The sequence below is a fragment of the Nonomuraea sp. NPDC050478 genome (assembly GCF_044458265.1).
In the GTDB taxonomy this organism is placed as follows: Bacteria; Actinomycetota; Actinomycetes; order Streptosporangiales; family Streptosporangiaceae; genus Nonomuraea; species Nonomuraea ferruginea.
The window spans coordinates 734,716-752,300 of sequence record NZ_JBITHT010000001.1 but is presented as its reverse complement, the minus strand read 5'-3'; the positions used below and the strand labels follow the sequence as shown (position 1 = coordinate 752,300).

Sequence of the window (17,585 nt, the reverse complement as noted above, 5' to 3'; positions counted from 1 at the left end):
CGTGGGCGAAGAATCGGAGCGGGCGGTGGGCGTCGAGGTGGGGACTATGACCGGGCGAAATGATGCCGTGCAGGATGCTGGAGCGCTTGGCGAGGCACCGCCTGTAGTGGAACTGTCCCCCACCGGCGGATATGCGCCGGGAACCCAGGTTCAGATCCGTGACGAGTTGTGGTTGGTGCGCAAGTGCACACCGACTGCTCGTGATGGGTGGATGGTCGATGTAACCGGTATCTCCTCTTTTGTTCGTGGGATGGATGCCACCTTCTACAACCGGCTTGACGCCGTTCAGGAGTTGGATCCGCGTAAGACCAAGCTGGTGCCCGACGATTCGCCGAATCACCGCCGTTCCCGGCTTTTCCTTGAAGCGGTCATCCGGAAGACGTTCCTGCCGCAGACCGAGCATGGACTTGCGCTGGCGAACAATTTCCTCATGGATCAGCAGGTTCACCAGTTGCGGCCGGCCGAGCTGGCGCTTTCGATGAAGAACCCGCAGCCGCGGATCCTGATCGCCGACGTGGTCGGCCTCGGCAAGACCCTGGAGATCGGGGTGCTCCTGGCCGAGCTCATCCGGCGCGGGCGTGGCGAGCGGATTCTGGTGGTGACGCCGCAGCATGTGTTGGAGCAGTTCCAGCGTGAGCTGTGGACCAGGTTCGGGATTCCGCTCGTACGCCTGGACTCGACCGGAATCCAGCGGGTGCAGCAGGACATCCCCGCGGGGCGGAATCCGTTCGCCTACTTCAAGCGTGTGATCATCTCCATGGACACGCTGAAGGGCGATGTGTACGCCCATCACCTGGAGCACACCGAGTGGGATTCGGTGGTCATCGACGAGTCTCACAACCTCGTCAACCGGGGTACGAAGAACAACGCGTTGGCCCGTCTGCTGGCCCGCAAGACGGACGCGCTCGTGCTGGCATCGGCGACCCCGCACAACGGCGACGTCGCCTCCTTCGCCGAACTGGTCAGGCTGCTGGACGAGGCGGCGATCGCCGACCCAGCCCAGTACGAGGTGGACAACCTTAGCCATCTCTACATCCGGCGCACGAAGAACTCGCCGGAGGTACGTGAGTCACTCAAGGGCGCCTGGGCGGATCGCGGCCCGTCGAAGCCTCTCCCCGTAGCTGCCACAGACAAGGAGTTGGCGGTCTTCCGGGAACTGGCCACACGCTGGATTCCCGCTGATCCGTCGGCGCCATCGGTGAGCGGAAATCAACTCGTTCCCTATCGGTTGCTGAAGTCCTTCCTGTCTTCGCACAAGGCGTTGCTGGAAACGATCAAGGCCCGGATCGGAACTCTCGACGACCCGGTGGCCGGCAAATCCCGAAAGCGGCCAGTACGGGGCGAGGAGGCCGAGGCGGCTCGGAAAGTGGAGCGCGCCGCGCTGGTCGACCTGCGACGCCTCGCCGAGCAGATCGAGGACCAGGACTCGGCGAAGCTGGCCGCGCTGGTCGACGAGCTCCGATGCATGGGCGTCGGGCCCGGATCAGATACCCGGGTGGTGGTGTTCTCGGAGAGCATCCCCACGTCGAAGTGGCTGGCTGAGAAGGTCCCCGCTGCCCTGGGCTTCGAGCATGTCGCCGGCGCCGACGAGAAGAAGCCCTGGCTGGGATTCGGTGGAGCCGTGCTGGTCATGCACGGTGAGGCCACCACGGATCAGGAGCAACAGGCCATCGTCGAGAAGTTCGGCCTGCGCGACGACCCCGTACGCATCCTGTTCACCGGAGACGTCGCCTCCGAAGGCGTCAATCTGCACCAGCAGTGCAACCTGTTGATCCATTACGACCTGCCCTGGTCCTTGATCCGTATCGAGCAGCGCAACGGCCGTATCGACCGCTACGGACAAGAGAAGGCCCCTGAGTTTCGCGCGCTGATCCTCACCAGCGACCTTCCGTGGCGCACGGATGAGGCGACCGGACAGCCGCGCACACTGGATGACCGGCTGGTCGGGGAGAAGCTCCTCAAACGCGAGGAGGAGGCCCACAAAATTGAGGGTTCCGCCGAGGCCGTCACCGGTCTCTATCGCGCCAAGGAAGAGGAGAACCGCCTGACCCAGGATCTGATCGCGGGCCGTACGGTTGAGGAGTCCATCAAACATTCCCGGCAGGGCGGGACGGCCTTCCTCGCCGGGCTCCTGGGCCAGGTGGGCGCAGTCCACGAACACCCTGAAGTGCCCGATGCCGTCGTGCCCAGTCTCTTCCGATCCACCGCCGAGTACTTCGAGGTGGCGCTGCGGCAGGTCTGCCGCCCGAATCCCGAGGACATGCTGTCGCTGCGCCGCGACGACGACGGCACCATCGCCTTCGAACCCCCGCGAGATCTGCTGCATCGGCTCAAGGCGCTCCCCAAGTCCTACCTGGACGAGCAGCAGATCCTGCCGCGCAAATCGGAGCCGGGACGGATGCGCGTCACGTTCGTCAAGGAACTCGCCGCCGCACGTCTGAAGGCCGCACGAGAGACCACCGCCTCCCAATGGCCGAACGTCTCGTACGTCACCGACGTCCACCCCGTCCTGGACTGGCTCACGGACAAGGTCCTGATTGAGATTGGCCGGCACCAGGCTCCCGTGCTCGCCGCCGTCGTGGACTCCCCTACGTACCTTGTGCAGGGCATCTACTCCAACGCGCTGGGCAAGCCCACCATCGTCGAATGGATGGCCGTCTCCCATCTCCCCGGTGACCCCGTCGTCGTACCGCTGACTGCTGCGGTCCTGGAACGCTACGGCGTCGGCCCCAACATGCCCGGCCGCGCCATTCCCCGGGACCTGCCCGGTCTCAGTGCGCTCGTGCCGGACGCGATCGACGCCGCCCGGAGGCACGTCGTCGCCCTCGAAACGGAGTATCGCCGGCTGATCGAGGACACCCTCGCGCCGTACCGCCGCCGTGTCGCCGAGTGGCGGCAGGAAGCGCTCTTCGCCAGAGCCCGTCCGAAAGAAGCGGAGCTGAACCGGACGGCCGAACGACGGCTAAAGCTGGTCAAGTCTCTGGAGACGGCTGGAGAGCCGATGCTGCGCCTGCTTGCCGTCCTTGAGCCGCACGCCGCCGCTGGAGGAGGCACCCCGCGATGAGCACCGACTTCGACACCTTCACCAACCGTGGTGAGTACCTGTCCGCGCACTACTTCGCCGAACAGCTCGGCACTGATTTGAAGAAGGGCCTGTTCGCCGTCTGGGCGTCGAAGGAAGGCGACGAGAACGACCCGCGCAGAACTCCACGCGAACTTCTGCGCACACTCCGCGGCGCGTATCTCGCAGAGGACATGCGCGGCTACTTCGCCGAGACCACCCAGGCCGATGCCGACGACGAAGCCCGGCTCGCCACGTACGGCGACCCGGAGTGGGGCAAGCGGCTGGCGGAATGGCACCAGACGGTGCTGCGGGCGCTCGGCTACGAGCCGACATCGGCTGAACTCACTGTGCACCGCGCTGGCCGTGCTCACTCCGTGACCGTCGCCTATCACGGCCACGGCATCATCGCTCTCGACTGCGGCTGGTCCGCCGTCAACGACGCCGCCCTCAATGCCGACGGCGCGGGACGACTGCTGGCGCCCCTGCGCGTGAGCGCGAGCGAAACGTACGACGAGGGCCCGGCCCTGGCCTCCTGGCTCTTCCAGAGTGAGATCGGCGAAGCGGGCGGCCCGCACCCCCGCTTCATCCTGCTGCTGTGCGGCGGTGTGATCGTGCTCGCCGACCGTCAGGCATGGAGCGAGGGACGCTATCTGGCGGTCAATCTGGACGCAGCGCTGGAACGCAACGACCGGAGCCAGCAGGGCGAACTCGCCACCATCGCCGCCCTGTTCAGCCTCGACATGCTGCGCCCCGGCGAGAATGACCGGAGCCGGGCGATCGATGCCCTGCTCAAGCGCTCCGCAGACAACGCGGTCGGCGTCTCCAGCGAGCTGCGCCATGGCCTGCAGCGCTCGGTGGAGATCATCGCCAACGAGGTCCTGCGCCGGATGGCCGAGCCGGCGAACAACGTCGTCCCCGCCGATATCGAAAGCCTCAAGATTCCCTTCGCCAGGGAACTCACCCGCGAAGCGCTGCGGTATCTCTACCGCATCCTGTTCCTGCTGTATGCGGAAGCCCGTCCCGAGCTCGGCATCCTGCCCGCCGACGACGGATCGTACGAGGCCGGCTACTCGATGGCACGGCTGCGGGAGCTCGTCGAGCGTGACGAGGAGCTCGTTGAGGAGGAGGCTAAGAACGGTTTTCACCTTTTCGCCTCCCTTGATGTCCTGTTCAACAAGGTCAACTTCGGTCATCGTGCGTACGGCACGGAACCGGACGACGATCAGCCCGGTGACGACGAGCAGACCCGCCAGGCCAAGGCCGCCCGCCGCAGCGAGGACCGTGGCCTGCGCTTCGAGGCGCTCCGCAGCGAACTCTTCGAGCCGACCGCCATCCGGCTCATCGGCACTGGTGTCCTGGACCCTCGCTGCGACGAGGACGATGAGCCGCGCTGGCTTGATCTGCGCCTGCGCAACGAAGCCCTGCACGAGGTGCTGCGGCTGCTCACCATGAAGAGGGGCAAACGAGGCGAACGTGGCGGCTTCATCTCTTATCGAAACCTTGGCATCAACCAGCTCGGCGCCGTCTACGAGGGGCTGATGTCCTACACGGGCATCATCGCCGAGGAAGAGTTGTGCGAGGTGGCCAGGGGCGGCGACCCGGACCAGGGGTCGTGGCTCATCCCGTCCTGGAAGCAGGACCAGTACCCTGACCAGACCCTCGTCCACTATGGCGAGGACGACGCCCGCAAGGGCTTGCGCGGACCCAAGAAGTACGACAAAGGCTCCTTCGTCTACCGGCTCGCCGGCCGCGACCGGGAAACGTCCGCCTCTTACTACACCCCTGAATCACTGACCAAGGTCACCGTCGAGCTCACCCTCAAGAACCGTCTCGACCAGGAGCGAGACGAGAACGGGAAGGTGATCGAGACGCGAGCATCAGAGTTGCTGAGGTACAAGATCTGCGAGCCGGCGCTCGGCTCGGGCGCGTTCCTCAACGAGGCCATCAACCAGGTCGCCGACGAGTATCTGCGTCGCCGCCAGAAAGAGCTCGGCATCAGCATTCCGGCGTCCGACGCGGTCACCGAGAAGCAGCGGGCCAAGGCGTACATTGCCCTGCACAATGCCTACGGGGTCGACCTCAACGCCACCGGCGTCGAACTGGCCGAGGTGTCGCTGTGGCTCAACACCATGCACCCTGGTATGCGCGCGCCATGGTTCGGTCTGCACCTGCGCCGTGGCAACTCGCTCATCGGCGCGCGCCGCGCGGTTCATGCGGGTGACCACGTCTCGGGCAAGGACAAGCTCTGGCTGAAGGCGAAGAGCGCGCCGACGCCACTCGCCTTCCCCACCGACAGCGAGCCGCAGCCGCTTCCCGATGACGCGGTGCACCAATTCCTGCTTCCGAACGTCGGCTGGGCCGCGGTGACGGGCTGGGCGGAGGCCAAGGACCTCGCCAAGGAAGGCGTGGAGCAACTCGCCGCCTGGAAGAAGGGGATCCTCCAGCGTCCCCAGCGCAGCACGGCGCACCTCAACAAGGACGGCACCCCCAAGCTCGACCCCAAGACCAAGCGGCCGAAGCGGGAGACACCCTCGCAGTTCACCCGGCTGCGGGACGCCGCCCGGCGGGTCGAGTTCCTCTGGGCGGCCGTCGTCAAGCGCATGGAGCTCTCCGAGAAGGAGATCGCGCGCCGGATCGATGTCTGGAAAGCCGATCCGAAGGATCCCGAGTACGCCTTCCTGCAGTACCCCGACCGGCCGGTGCCCAAGGAAAAGGTGCTGGAGGACCTTTTCAAAGCCGTCGACACCCCCTATTGGCGGCTGAAGACGGTCATGGACGCCTGGTGCGCCCTGTGGTTCTGGCCGGTCGACAAGGCCGGGCTGCTGGACGGGACCGACGGCGAGTACACGGCCCGAACCGCGGTCAGCGACGCGGACGGTCTTCGCGAAGTTCTCGGTGACGTGCCTCTGACTGGGGAGAAGCCCGAGGCGCGGGACTCTCCGCAGCCGCCGGTCGTCCCGGCGCCAACGGCTGGACCGCGTTACGTGGAAGCGGTGGCCCTGTTCTCCGTAGGGCCGGAACAGACCACCATCTGGGGGCCCGACTCGTCCGCCGATGATGACGTGGTCGTGGAACTGCAGAAGGTTGGGCCGGTAGGGACGAAGAAGGCCGCGAAGCCGAAACCGGAGAAGCGACGGCTTGTTCCCCTCAAGGACCTGGACGACTGGCTGGAGTTCCTGGAAGCCATGCTGGGCCGGGCCGAAGAGTGGACCGGTACCCTCCTCGACGCCTCCAAGAGCCTCGACGAACTGAAGAAGTTCGAAGACACGATCCCCGCCTTCATGGGGATGGACCCCGGCAACCCGGAGGACCGCTTCCCGTGGCTACGGACGGTCCGCGACATCGCGGAGGAGCAGGGCTTCCTGCACTGGGAGCTGGAGTTCGCCCTCGTCTTCGCCCGCGGCGGCGGCTTCGATCTTCAGGTGGGTAACCCGCCATGGGTACGGCCCCGCTGGAACGAGTCGGCCGTCCTCGCGGAGCACGAGCCGTGGTTCGAACTGGAGGCCAAGGCGTCCAATGCTGAGAAGGAACGCCGGCGCGCGGAGGTCCTCAAGTCACCAGCGGCTCAGCGGTATGTCCTCGGTGAGCTGACGAACACAAGTGCGCAGGTCGCGGTGTTCGGATCAGCGCAGATGTACCCGCTGCTGACGGGCACTCAGCCTGACCTGTATCGGGCGTTCATGTCGCAGGTCTGGGCGCACACTTCGGGCGACGGAACTGCCGGGATGGTGCATCCGGATACGCACTTCACGGGTGACAAGGAGGGAAGCCTGCGGGAGGCGGCGTATCGGCGCCTTCGCATTCACGGGGACTTTGTGAATGCCGGACAGCGATTTTTCCCTGAACCAGTTGGTCATACAGCTCACTTTGGCGTGCACATCTACGGGCCGCCCGGAAAGATCGGCTTCGACCACCTCTCGTGGCTGGTCTCCGCGGACGCTCTGCGCCACTCCGCCAAGCACGATGGCTCCGGAGACGTACCAGGCGTCCGGTACCGGAATGGCGAGTTCGATGAACGTCCCCACCGGGCCCGTGTAATCCGTGTGGACATGCACCAGCTCTCCATCTGGCAGCGCCTGTTGGACGAGGTTGGCCAACCTGTCGAGCAGGCTCGTCTGCTTTTCCCCGTCACCACGGAGGAAGCTTCGGCAATCGAGGCCCTGGCGAACTATCCGCTACGGCTTGGGTCCTTGTCCCCGCAGATTTCGTCCGGATACCACGAGAGCGGCGCGAAGAAGGCCAACCTGATCGACTACAACCGCCCCAACCCGATTACCGGCCAGGAGTATCAGCCGGACAGTTGGCGTCGGGTAGTCCTCAAGGGCACTCAGCTGAGTGTCGCCACGCCGGTGTTCAAGCGTCACGACGCCAACAGCAACGATCCATACGGTGCCGACCTCGTCGCTCTTCCGCCGGACTTCGTTCCTGACACCGCATACGTACGAGCACCTGGCAGAAGCCGCGAATATCTGGCCGCGCAGGACCGATGGATTGATCATCGTGCGCTCGCGCAGTTGCGGGCCAGCGAGAAGGCGATAGTCCGTGCACGGCGACAGATCGCATTTGAAGAGCGCATTCCTGAGGAGAATGTGACGGCGGCGAAGATCGATGGCTTGCTGGTGCAGCGAGCCAGGCGGCGCTACGTCGCGTTTCATCGGCTTGCCTGGCGCCGTCAAGTCGCCCCCAACACTGAACGGGCTCTCTACGCTGCGCTCGTTCCACCTGGTCCGGCGCATGTCGATGCCATGCACAGCCTCGCGATGCCTGATGCCCGTCTCACTGCACTGGTCGCTGGGTTTTGGGCGGCTCTTCCACTGGACTACTTTCTTCGGGCAACCGGTCGGGGAGACCTTCGCGTCGCCGGTGCTAAAGCCACCCCCGCTCCCACGCCCGACCACCCACTTGCTGCCGCTCTCCTTCTCCGTACGTTGCGCCTCAACTGCTTGACCCATGCCTACGCCGATCTGTGGGCCGGACTGTACGACCCCGCCTGGCCTGATCAGGAGTGCTGGGCACGCAAGTGGCTAGGACTTCCCCGCCTCGACGACGTGACCCCGGACTGGCAGCCCGAGACGCCGCTCCGTACCGAGCGAGCCCGCCGGTCTGCCCTCGTAGAGATCGACGCTCTGGTCGCGGTCTGGCTGGGTATGGACGCCAGTTCCCTGATCGCTGCCTACAAGGGCCGATTCCCTGTGCTCCAGAAGTACGAGGCCGTGACCTGGTTCGACGCCCACGGCTGGAAGTTCGCCGGAAACGCACGCACCATCGGGCAGCGGCAGACCAAGGAGACCTGGCAGCAGTTCCTGGCCTATGACGCTGACCCGAAGAAGGCCCCCGTGCCTGACGGCTACACGCTGCCTTTCTACAAGGCAGACCGAGAGACGGAGATGCGCGAGGCGCACGCCGTCTTCAAGAAGCGGCTCGACGACGCGATCGCCCGTGGTGAATGGGACCCGATCAAGCAGGAGGTGCCGAAGCCGTGAGGCCGACGCTTCAGGCACGGGCGCTCAAGGAGAGCCTGCTGCAGTACCTGTCGACGACGTACGCCCTCAGCGACGAAGGCGCACGCGAGGCCCTGCACCGCTTCCTCGGCGACGAGACGTCTGGGATGTTCAGAGGACCGTACTTGCGGATCCATACTCCCTTTACGACCGCCGGCGAGGAGTGGCGCGAACATCTGGAGTGGCAGCGAGAGGGGTTCACGCCTCACGCGCACCAGGCGGCGGCGTTCGCGCGGCTGACGTCTGTGAACGGACGCACACCGCAGCCGACCCTCATCACCACGGGCACTGGCTCGGGCAAGACGGAATCGTTTCTCTATCCGGTGCTTGATCACTGCCGCCGGGAGCGGGAAGCGGGCAAGGTCGGCGTCAAGGCGGTGTTCCTGTATCCGATGAACGCGCTCGCGACGGACCAGGCGGAGCGCATCAACGACCTGCTCACGCAGAACAGCGAGCTCGGCAAGCTGTGGGCCGGGCTGTACATCGGGGACAGGGCGGCAACGCGGTACGAGAAGGTGCGTACCCGGCGTTCGGACATGCAGATGTCGCCACCCGACATCCTGCTCACCAACTACAAGATGCTGGACCTGCTGCTGCAACGCGAGGACGACGCTCCTCTGTGGCGAGAGTCGGACATCCGATATGTCGTGGTGGACGAGTTCCACACCTACGACGGAGCCCAGGGCACCGATGTGGCGATGCTGCTGCGGCGGCTCGCGTCCTCGGTCGGGGTGTCCGAAAAGGGACGCCCGCTGGGGAGCATCTGCCCGGTGGCGACATCGGCGACACTCGCGTCGGGTACGGACGACGACGGGGTGAGGCGCCTGCTGGAGGTGGCGACCGACGTTTTCGGTACAGAGTTCACCGAGGATTCGATCGTCGGCGAGAACCGGTTGCCGGTTGAGGAGTTCATCCCGCTCACCGCCGTGACGATGCAGCCGCTTCCGACACCGTACGAACTGCTCGCACTGCCTGACCCCGCTACCAGCGAAGAAGGGTTGCTCGACCTCATCGAGGCGGTGACCGGAGTCAGAGACGCCGATCCCGTACGACTGGGCGAGAATCTGAAGCGGCACCTGTTCACCCGGGCGGTGATGCAGGCGCTGGGTGGTGAGTTGAAGACCAGCGCCGAGGTGCTGGACGTCATGTGGCGAGCGGGTGCGGCGGGCTGGGCGGAGGCCGTGGCCCGGCAACCGGAGAAGGCCGCCGAGGCGCTGGCCCGGTTCGTGGCGCTACTGTCGTACGCTCGCGCCCCCGGTTCCCCGCCAGGGGAGTCGCGCCCGCTCGTCCACATTGAGGCGCACCAGTGGGCCCGGTCGGTGTCCCGCCTGCTGCGAGGGGTGCTTCCCTGGCCGAAGGCGGAGTTCCGCTGGGACGCGGCGGGCCTGGCGGATGCGAGTGCAACCGGCAGTGAGCGCATGGCACCGGTGACAACGGCGACGTCGGCGCAGAACGCGAACCTCTTCCTGCCGGCCGTGTACTGCCGTGACTGTGGGCGGTCGGGCTGGGCGGTGTTCTCACCGGAGAGTGACGACCACGATGTCCAGTTCGACACGTACAAGATCAGGCGTGCCTCGCTCGGCCAGGACAAGGTACGGGTACGGAACCTGATCGCGGCCACTGAGCGGGAGGCGCGGGAAGGCTCCAGTGTGGGGCCGGTTTCGCCCGACCGGCGATCTCACGGCACCGGAGCGGTGCAGGGCGCCGGCGGCGTGCTACTTGTGCTGGACGGCGCGCGAAAGCGGCTGCGGCTGCCCGATCCGAGCAATGACTACGACAAGGACACTAAAGAGCCGCGATTGACAGCCCGTGACTCGGCGTTCGTGCTGGTCCATTTCGGTGGCACAGTGGCGAACACCGCAGCCAGGGAGGACTGGTGCCCGGCCTGCGGCGAGCGCAACGCGATTCGTTATCTGGGCACTGGGAGCGCCGCCATAGCCGCGGCGTCGATCACACAGCTGTTCACCGGCGGAGAACTCGACAAGAGCCGGCACGAGGACAAGACGTTGATGTTCAACGACTCGGTGCAGGACGCCGCGCACCGGGCCGGGTTCGTCGCCAATCGCTCTTACACGTTCTCGCTGCGCGCTCTCCTGGCCGAGCACCTGCGCGACGACGAACCGACGGCGCTCAACGATCTCATCTCGGACGTGGTCGGGGCCACTACGGACAAGGAGACTCTCGCCGCGGTGGTGCCGCCGGACCTGCACGTCTACAAGGGAGTCGAACGGCTGCTGTCCGGTCGAGGGCGTGGCGGCAGCCTCGCCACGTGGCGGCTGATCGGCCAGCGGCTGGCCTTCGAGGCCCTGATGGAGTTCGGATTCCGCTCTCGCAACGGCCGCACCTTGGAGCTGACCAGGACCGCTGCCGCACAGGTGCGCATCGACGACCCGGCGGCCGTGGTGACGCTGGTCAGGCGGATCCACGAGGAGTCCGTGCAAGACAGAGTGCCGCTGCTCGCTCAGGACGATGCCCGGTATCTGGCGTTCGTTCGGGTTTTCCTGGAGCGGCTTAGAACCCGCGGCGCGGTCGCACACAGATGGCTGAGCAGATACGTGGACGACGCAGGAACGAGCCGCTACTACATCTGGGGCAAACGCGAGCCCGGTATGCGAGCCTTCCCCAAGCGCGTCGCGGCCCCGGTGTTTCTGTTGAACCAGCCCAAGAACGACAGCGACTTCGACTCCGCCACCGGGCGACTGTCCTGGTACGAGCGGTGGGCGGGACGCTGTCTCGGGCTGCCACGGGAGGTGTCGCCCGAGTTCTGGTCCCGGTTGCTGCCCGAACTGGCCGCCCGTGGGCTGCTGTCGGTGCGCACTCCTCGTGACACCTCGCTGCGGGTCTACGGCCTCAAACCGGGGAACATCGAGGCCCAATTGCTGGACGATGAGCAGGTACGACACGCGTACGTGCGCTGTCCGGTGTGCTTCTGGGAACAGACAGTCCACCCTTCGGTCCTGGACCAGTGGCATGATCAACCCTGCCAGTCCTACCGCTGCCGAACCGGCCGGTTGGTCGCCGGCGACCGGCCTGAAGGGCTGGGCGTGCATCATCGCGACCGCGACTACACCCGCGACTACTACCGGCGCCTGTACAAAAGGGCGGGTACCTACCAGGTGGTCACCGCCGAGCACACCGGCATGCTGACCCGCCCGCAACGCGAGCAGGTGGAGAGGGCCTTCAAGGAAGGCGAAGGCTTCAAAGATCCCAACGTGCTCTCCTGCACCCCGACGCTGGAGATGGGCATCGACATCGGCCGGCTGTCGGCCGTGGTCCTGGCCGCCCTGCCACGCCGCCCCGCCTCGTACGTTCAGCAGGTCGGGCGTGCGGGTCGCAGCTCGGGAAACGCGTTCTTGCTGACAATCCCGGACCGCAGGCGCCGTGATCTGTACTTCCTGGAGCGCCCAAAGGAACTGATCGCCGGCACCATCGTGCCTCCGGGCTGCTATCTGTCGGCCATCGAGATCCTGCGCCGTCAATATCTGGCCCATCTGCTGGACCTGGCCGCGGCCGGGCGGTTGGTCCGCGCCGAGGGCATCGCGCTCCGTGCGCTACCGCACAAGGCGCCCCGCCTGTTCGGCCCGTCAGGCTACCTGGCCGACCTGAGAGACGTGGCGCTCGCCCAAGGCGAAGAACTCGTGGCCGGTTTTCTGGAACTGTTCCCCTCCGGGGTCAACGAGCAGGCCATGGCCGATCTGCGCGAGTACGCCACGCACGGCCTGCGATCCGCGCTGGAGGAGGCGGAGCGGGAGTGGTTCCGAGGCGAGCGAGCGCTACGAGACCGGCTGCGCGAGATCGACGAGGCCCACGGTGAGCTCCACGACTCAGATCAGGACGAGGCACGGCAGAAGGCCGAACTGGACGCCGAACGACGAGGTGTCGGGCGGCACCTGATGAACCGAGGGGAGACCACGGCACAGACCGCGCTTTGTGACCTGGGGCTGCTGCCGAACTACGCGCTGCTCGACTCCACGACCGTCCTGTCGGCGACCATATACGGGGAGGACGGAGCGGACCCCGCGACGGGCAGGACGATCTACACCTCCGAAACCTACGCCTACGAGCGGCCTCGGCGTATCGCGCTGGAAGAGCTGGCACCCGGTAACACCTTCTACGTCAACGGTTACAAGCACCAGATCAGCGGCCTGGAGATCGCCACCGGCGGTCGGCAGGAGTGGCTCACCTGGCGTGTGTGCCCCAGTTGCGGATATGTGCGTACCAAGAACGCCCAAGAGGACCGCTCAGAGTGTCCGCGCTGTGCGACCGCTCATATCGCGGATGACGGATCGTGCCTGTTCCAGGTCGTCGAACCAGCCACCGTGACCTCGCGCGACAAGCGAGAAGACGCGCGGATTCGCGACGACAAGGACAACAGGGACCGCCGCTTCTACACCGTTGTGGACGCCGTGGACATCCCGACGGAGGACATCGAGCCTGGCTCGTGGCGGCACGCTCATCAGACATTCGGCGTCGACTACTGCCGCCGTGCCATGATCCGGCGGATCAATGTCGGGCCGGTCCGCTATGACGTCCCGGCTCGCGACAGCTTCGCGGGACACCAGGTGCGCCTCAACCCGTTCCACGTTTGCACGGTGTGCGGGGCGGCGAGTGCGGACGGCCAGCCGGTTTTCGATCACCATACCGACGAACTGGATTCTCTGACCGCCCGCAGCGGGCGGCTCAAGCACCACCGCCCATGGTGCCCCCTGCGCCGGGGCAAAGCGGGCGGAGCGAAGGAGGAGCGGGTACTTCTCGCGCACCAACTGCGAACCGAGGCCCTGCGCGTGCTGCTCCCGGCCGCCACCGCGAACGTCGACGCCAAGGTGCACTCCTTCAGGGCCGCGCTGCGCCTCGGCGTGGACCTCCACTTCGGTGGCGACCCACAGCACCTGGCCACCACGGTGGCGTCCATGCCGGACCAGACCGGAGAGCGCCGGTGGTTCCTGGTGCTCTTCGACTCCCTGCCCGGCGGAACGGGCTATCTCGATCGGCTCACCGACCCGGCCGCGTTCCGCGACACCCTGATGGCAGCGTACGACAGGCTGCTGAACTGTCCTTGCGCCGAGGAGCAGCGCCGCGCCTGCCATCGCTGCCTGCACCGCTACACCCCGGAACCCTTCCAGGATGTTGTCTCACGTCAGTCGGCGCTGACGATGTTGGAATCCCTGTTGCTCTCCAAGGACGGCGAGGACGGCTGGGAGACTAAGAAGATCGAGCACACCGGGTTGGTCGGACTGGATGCCCAGGTGGAATCCGACCTCGAAGCCCGTTTCCTGGCGGCTCTGCGCGACTGGGTGAAGGTCACCGACGACGCCTCCCTGGACGAGGACGGTCACGCGAGCGGGCATCTGCGGTTCACCGGCGGCCCCAGCATGACTCACTGGCGGCTGACCACACAGCAGCAGCTCCAGGGCACGATCAGCGACTTCACCTTCACCCGGGTCGACGGCCCGGCCCAAAGCGTCAAGGTCTATCTTGAAGGCTTTCGATTCCACGCCGGTCGCGAGCACAACCACATCGCCACCGACGCGGCGAAGCGCACCCTCCTGCGTGCCGAAGGGGCCACCGTCTTCCAGATCACCTGGGCCGACATCGACCTGTTCGAGAAGCAGCCCACCCGTAGCAAGCCGGTGTGGCCGCCCTACCACGGGGGCGCACAGGAGCAGGCCAAGACGGCGTACGAACAGTACGGTGGGCAGCGCGCCCACTTCGCCACCGCCGTCTTCGCCAACCCGATCGACACCTTGATCGCCTATCTGCGCGATCCGGACCCGGACCGCTGGGCCCGCAGCGCGCGTGCGCTGGTGACCGGGCTTACCGCTCAGCTGGGCACCGCACAGATCGCGGCGACGGGACGCCGTAGCGAACTCATCACGGCTCTGCGCCACCAACTGGCCGGCTTCTCCGGTGCCGAACGCCAATACAAGCCGGTCGCGCCGGACGCCGCCGCCATCGGCCCGGTCCACGTCTTCCGCACGCAGGACGACACTGGACTGCCCATCGTGTTCGCCCTGGACGCCGCGGATCCCGGAGCGCTGAAGTGGACCGCCCTCACCGTCCTTGACGACAGCGACGCAGTGCTGGATACGGACGAGCACAAGGAGCGCTGGCGGTCCTGGCTGTACTGGACCAACCTCACTCAATTCCTGTCTCTCGCCGGTGCCGACGGCGTCCAACTCGCCGCCAGCCGAGCCGCCGATTTCGAGGTCGAGGTACTCGCGGTGTGCGGTGGCCTCGGCGAACTCGACTCGCTCGCCGGGGTGCCCGCTGGTGTGGTCGCACCTGTTGTTTCCGCGTCCTCGGCAGCCGAAGCCGCCGCGGCGAAGGCGTTCCGGGACGGCATCTGGGACGAGGACATCCTTGAGATCCTGCGTGAAGAGCCCAACGAGGCGCCAGACCTGCTCCGTCTCGCCGAAGCTCTGGCAGATCACGGTAAGCGAGCCCCCGTCTTCGGCTTCGAACTGGGCACCGGCCGTTGGCAGGCCGACCTCGCCTGGGACCTCCACGGCGTCAAGATCGCCGTCGTCTCCGACCACCATGACGCAGCCGACGACGAGGCGCGGCGGCGCGATGCCGCGTACCTTGAGGACGGCTGGACGATCCGCACTGCCACCGAATGGCTCGCCCACCTCGACGAACTCCTCGAAAAGCTGCCCAACGCGGAGAAAGGCGCCACTCGATGACCGCCCGGCTCAGCCTCTATCGCAAAGCCGAGCTGGAGCTGTACAAGCTCGACGGCTCGATCAAGGGCCAGTTCTACAATTTCTGCCACAATTTCCGCGAGGACCCCGAGCGGAACGGACTCAGGAAGAAGAAGCTAAAAGGCGACTCCCGCATCTGGTCCGCTCGCATCAACCACGACTACCGAGCCCTGCTCACTCCCACCGGCGTCGATGCGGACGGCACGGAGAGCTGGCTGGTCATCGCCGTCCGACACCGCAAGGACGTCTACGAAGAGCTTCAGATCGCGGTCAACCGCATCACCGGTGAGATCGAGTTCGTCGACCTCGCCGTCGTCGGCGACAGCGCCCTGCGCAGGGCCGGCATCACCTTGACTCCCGCAGAGCCGGAGAAGCCCGCTCCCCCGCCCACCCCCGAGCCGGAACCCGAGCCTGCGGCCCCGGCCCTCCTGGCAATGTACGACGCCGGACAACTGCGCGAGCTCGGCGTCGCCGAGCAACTGATCGAGTTGGCGCTCACCGTGACCACCAGCGGCGAGCTCGACCAACTTCTTGAGGGTGCGCCCCTGCTCTCGAAGGACGTCCTCTACGGCCTCGCCGCCGGGATGGATCTCGACGAAGTGCGTAAGGAGATCACAGCGCCGGTCGAACTCGACGAGCGCCCCGACCTCGACGACTTCGCCACAGCGCTCACACGTACCAAGGTGACCACGGTTGACGACGATCTACGTCAGATCATTGAGGAAGGCGACTTCCGCGCGTGGAAGGTCTTCCTGCACCCCACGCAGGAACGCATCGTCCGTCGCCACTACAACGGCCCCGCCCGAGCCTCCGGCGGTCCTGGCACCGGCAAGACCATCGTCGCCTTGCATCGCGTCAAGCACCTCGCCGAGCAGTTGCCCCCCGGTCAGGACAAACCGATCCTGCTGACCACATTTACCAAGAACCTCACCACCGACCTGCGCCTGAGGCTCGCCTCGCTCATCGAACCCCATCTGCTTGCCCGCGTCGACGTCGTCCACATCGACCAGCTCGCCGCTCGGGTCCTGGGCGAGAACACCGCTCCCGGGCATGCCAAGCAGCGCGTCTACGACCACCTGGCCCTGAACGAGATGCGTCAGTTGCTGGCAGAACTCGACGACCGGCGCTGGGAACCTGAGTTCCTCCTCGAAGAGTGGGAACAAGTGATCCTCGGTCAGTCGATCACCACCCGCTCCGAATATTTCAAGGCCCGCCGCGCCGGCCGCGGCCGAGCACTGACCCGTCCCGAGCGCAGCCGCGTGTGGAAGATCGTGGAACAGTTGACCGCCCGACTCGACCAGCTCGGAGTCGAAACCTGGGGCCAGGCCGCCGAGCGCGCCGCTCGCTTCGAGATCGAACGTGCGGCGAAGATCCGGGATCGTCGGAATCTCGTCGATCGGGACGATAGCTCGGGCATGCGTCACCTCGGCCATCGCTATCGGCACATCGTGGTCGACGAGGCTCAGGACCTGCGCCCCGCGCACTGGATGATGTTGCGCGCCATGGTCGACGCCGATCAACCCAACGACATGTTCATCCTCGGCGACGCCCATCAGCGCATCTACGACCACCAGGTCGCGCTCAGCGTTCTCGGCATCAACATCAGAGGCCGTTCCTCCCGTCTGACCCTCAGCTACCGCACGACCAGGGAGATCCTCGCTGAGGCCCTCCGCGTCGTGGACCCCAAGGGCAAGAACGTAAAGGTGTCTTACGACGACCTCGATGAGGGCGTCGATACCCTCGCTGGATACCGCTCGGTCCTTCATGGCCCCAAACCCGATTTCGTCCAGTACGACACCTGGGACGATGAACTGTCCGGGCTTGGCGCCACCTTGAAGACCTGGCGCCAAGAGCTGTCCACCGACGACAACGGTGCTCCCCTCGACCCAAGTGGCCGCATCGCCGTGTGTGTCGCCGACCGTGACATGGTCAGCCAGACGATGTACTACCTGGCTGGCAAGGTCGGCATCACCTGCGCCGAGCTGACCAAAGACGGGCCGAAGGGCGAAGGTGACGTTCACGTCGGGACCATGCATCGCTTCAAAGGGCTTGAGTATCAGCGGCTCGTCATCGTCGGAGCCAGCGACGGCATCATCCCGCGCACCAGCGTCGTCGAGCGATTCCGCACTGAAGATCCATCTCGCTATGAACGCGAGCAGCGCAAGGCTCGTTCCCTGCTGTTCGTCGCCGCCACCCGCGCCCGTGATGCTCTGACCATCAGTTGGCATGGCAAACCCAGCCCTTACCTCCCAGCGTGAGCCCGCAGGGCGCTCGGACGCTCGTATGTCCTGGCCTCTTCGGTGGCGCAGGAGTCGGCAA

The 17,585-nt window shown here is 66.1% G+C and carries 4 protein-coding genes; all 4 read left to right on the top strand.

All coding sequences use genetic code 11. The features are described from left to right. Window position 1 precedes the first annotated feature (1 nt). Genes ACIBF7_RS03490 through ACIBF7_RS03475 form a run of 4 tightly spaced genes read left to right on the top strand, consistent with a single transcriptional unit; the run spans window position 2 to window position 17,524 of the window. Window positions 2–3,064 (top strand): SNF2-related protein, encoded by a 3,063-nt coding sequence (locus ACIBF7_RS03490; protein WP_397196313.1) that lies wholly within the window; start codon window positions 2–4, stop codon window positions 3,062–3,064. Beyond that, the gene (locus ACIBF7_RS03485) at window positions 3,061–8,547 is read left to right on the top strand and encodes a class I SAM-dependent DNA methyltransferase (protein ID WP_397196312.1); all 5,487 of its coding nucleotides are present in this window, start codon (window positions 3,061–3,063) and stop codon (window positions 8,545–8,547) included. Before ACIBF7_RS03490 ends, ACIBF7_RS03485 begins: the two co-directional genes overlap by 4 nt. Further along, on the top strand, window positions 8,544–15,248 hold the full coding sequence (locus tag ACIBF7_RS03480; RefSeq protein ID WP_397196311.1) for a DEAD/DEAH box helicase: 6,705 nt from the start codon (window positions 8,544–8,546) through the stop codon (window positions 15,246–15,248). Before ACIBF7_RS03485 ends, ACIBF7_RS03480 begins: the two co-directional genes overlap by 4 nt. Next, on the top strand, window positions 15,245–17,524 hold the full coding sequence (locus ACIBF7_RS03475) for a UvrD-helicase domain-containing protein (RefSeq protein ID WP_397196310.1): 2,280 nt from the start codon (window positions 15,245–15,247) through the stop codon (window positions 17,522–17,524). Before ACIBF7_RS03480 ends, ACIBF7_RS03475 begins: the two co-directional genes overlap by 4 nt. Window positions 17,525–17,585 lie beyond the last annotated feature (61 nt).

What these genes read in the sequence shown, in the direction of transcription:
- ACIBF7_RS03485 (WP_397196312.1), top strand. Translation starts at nt 3,061, where the DNA reads ATGAGCACCGACTTCGACACCTTCACCAACCGTGGTGAGTACCTGTCC.
- ACIBF7_RS03475 (WP_397196310.1), top strand. Translation starts at nt 15,245, where the DNA reads ATGACCGCCCGGCTCAGCCTCTATCGCAAAGCCGAGCTGGAGCTGTAC.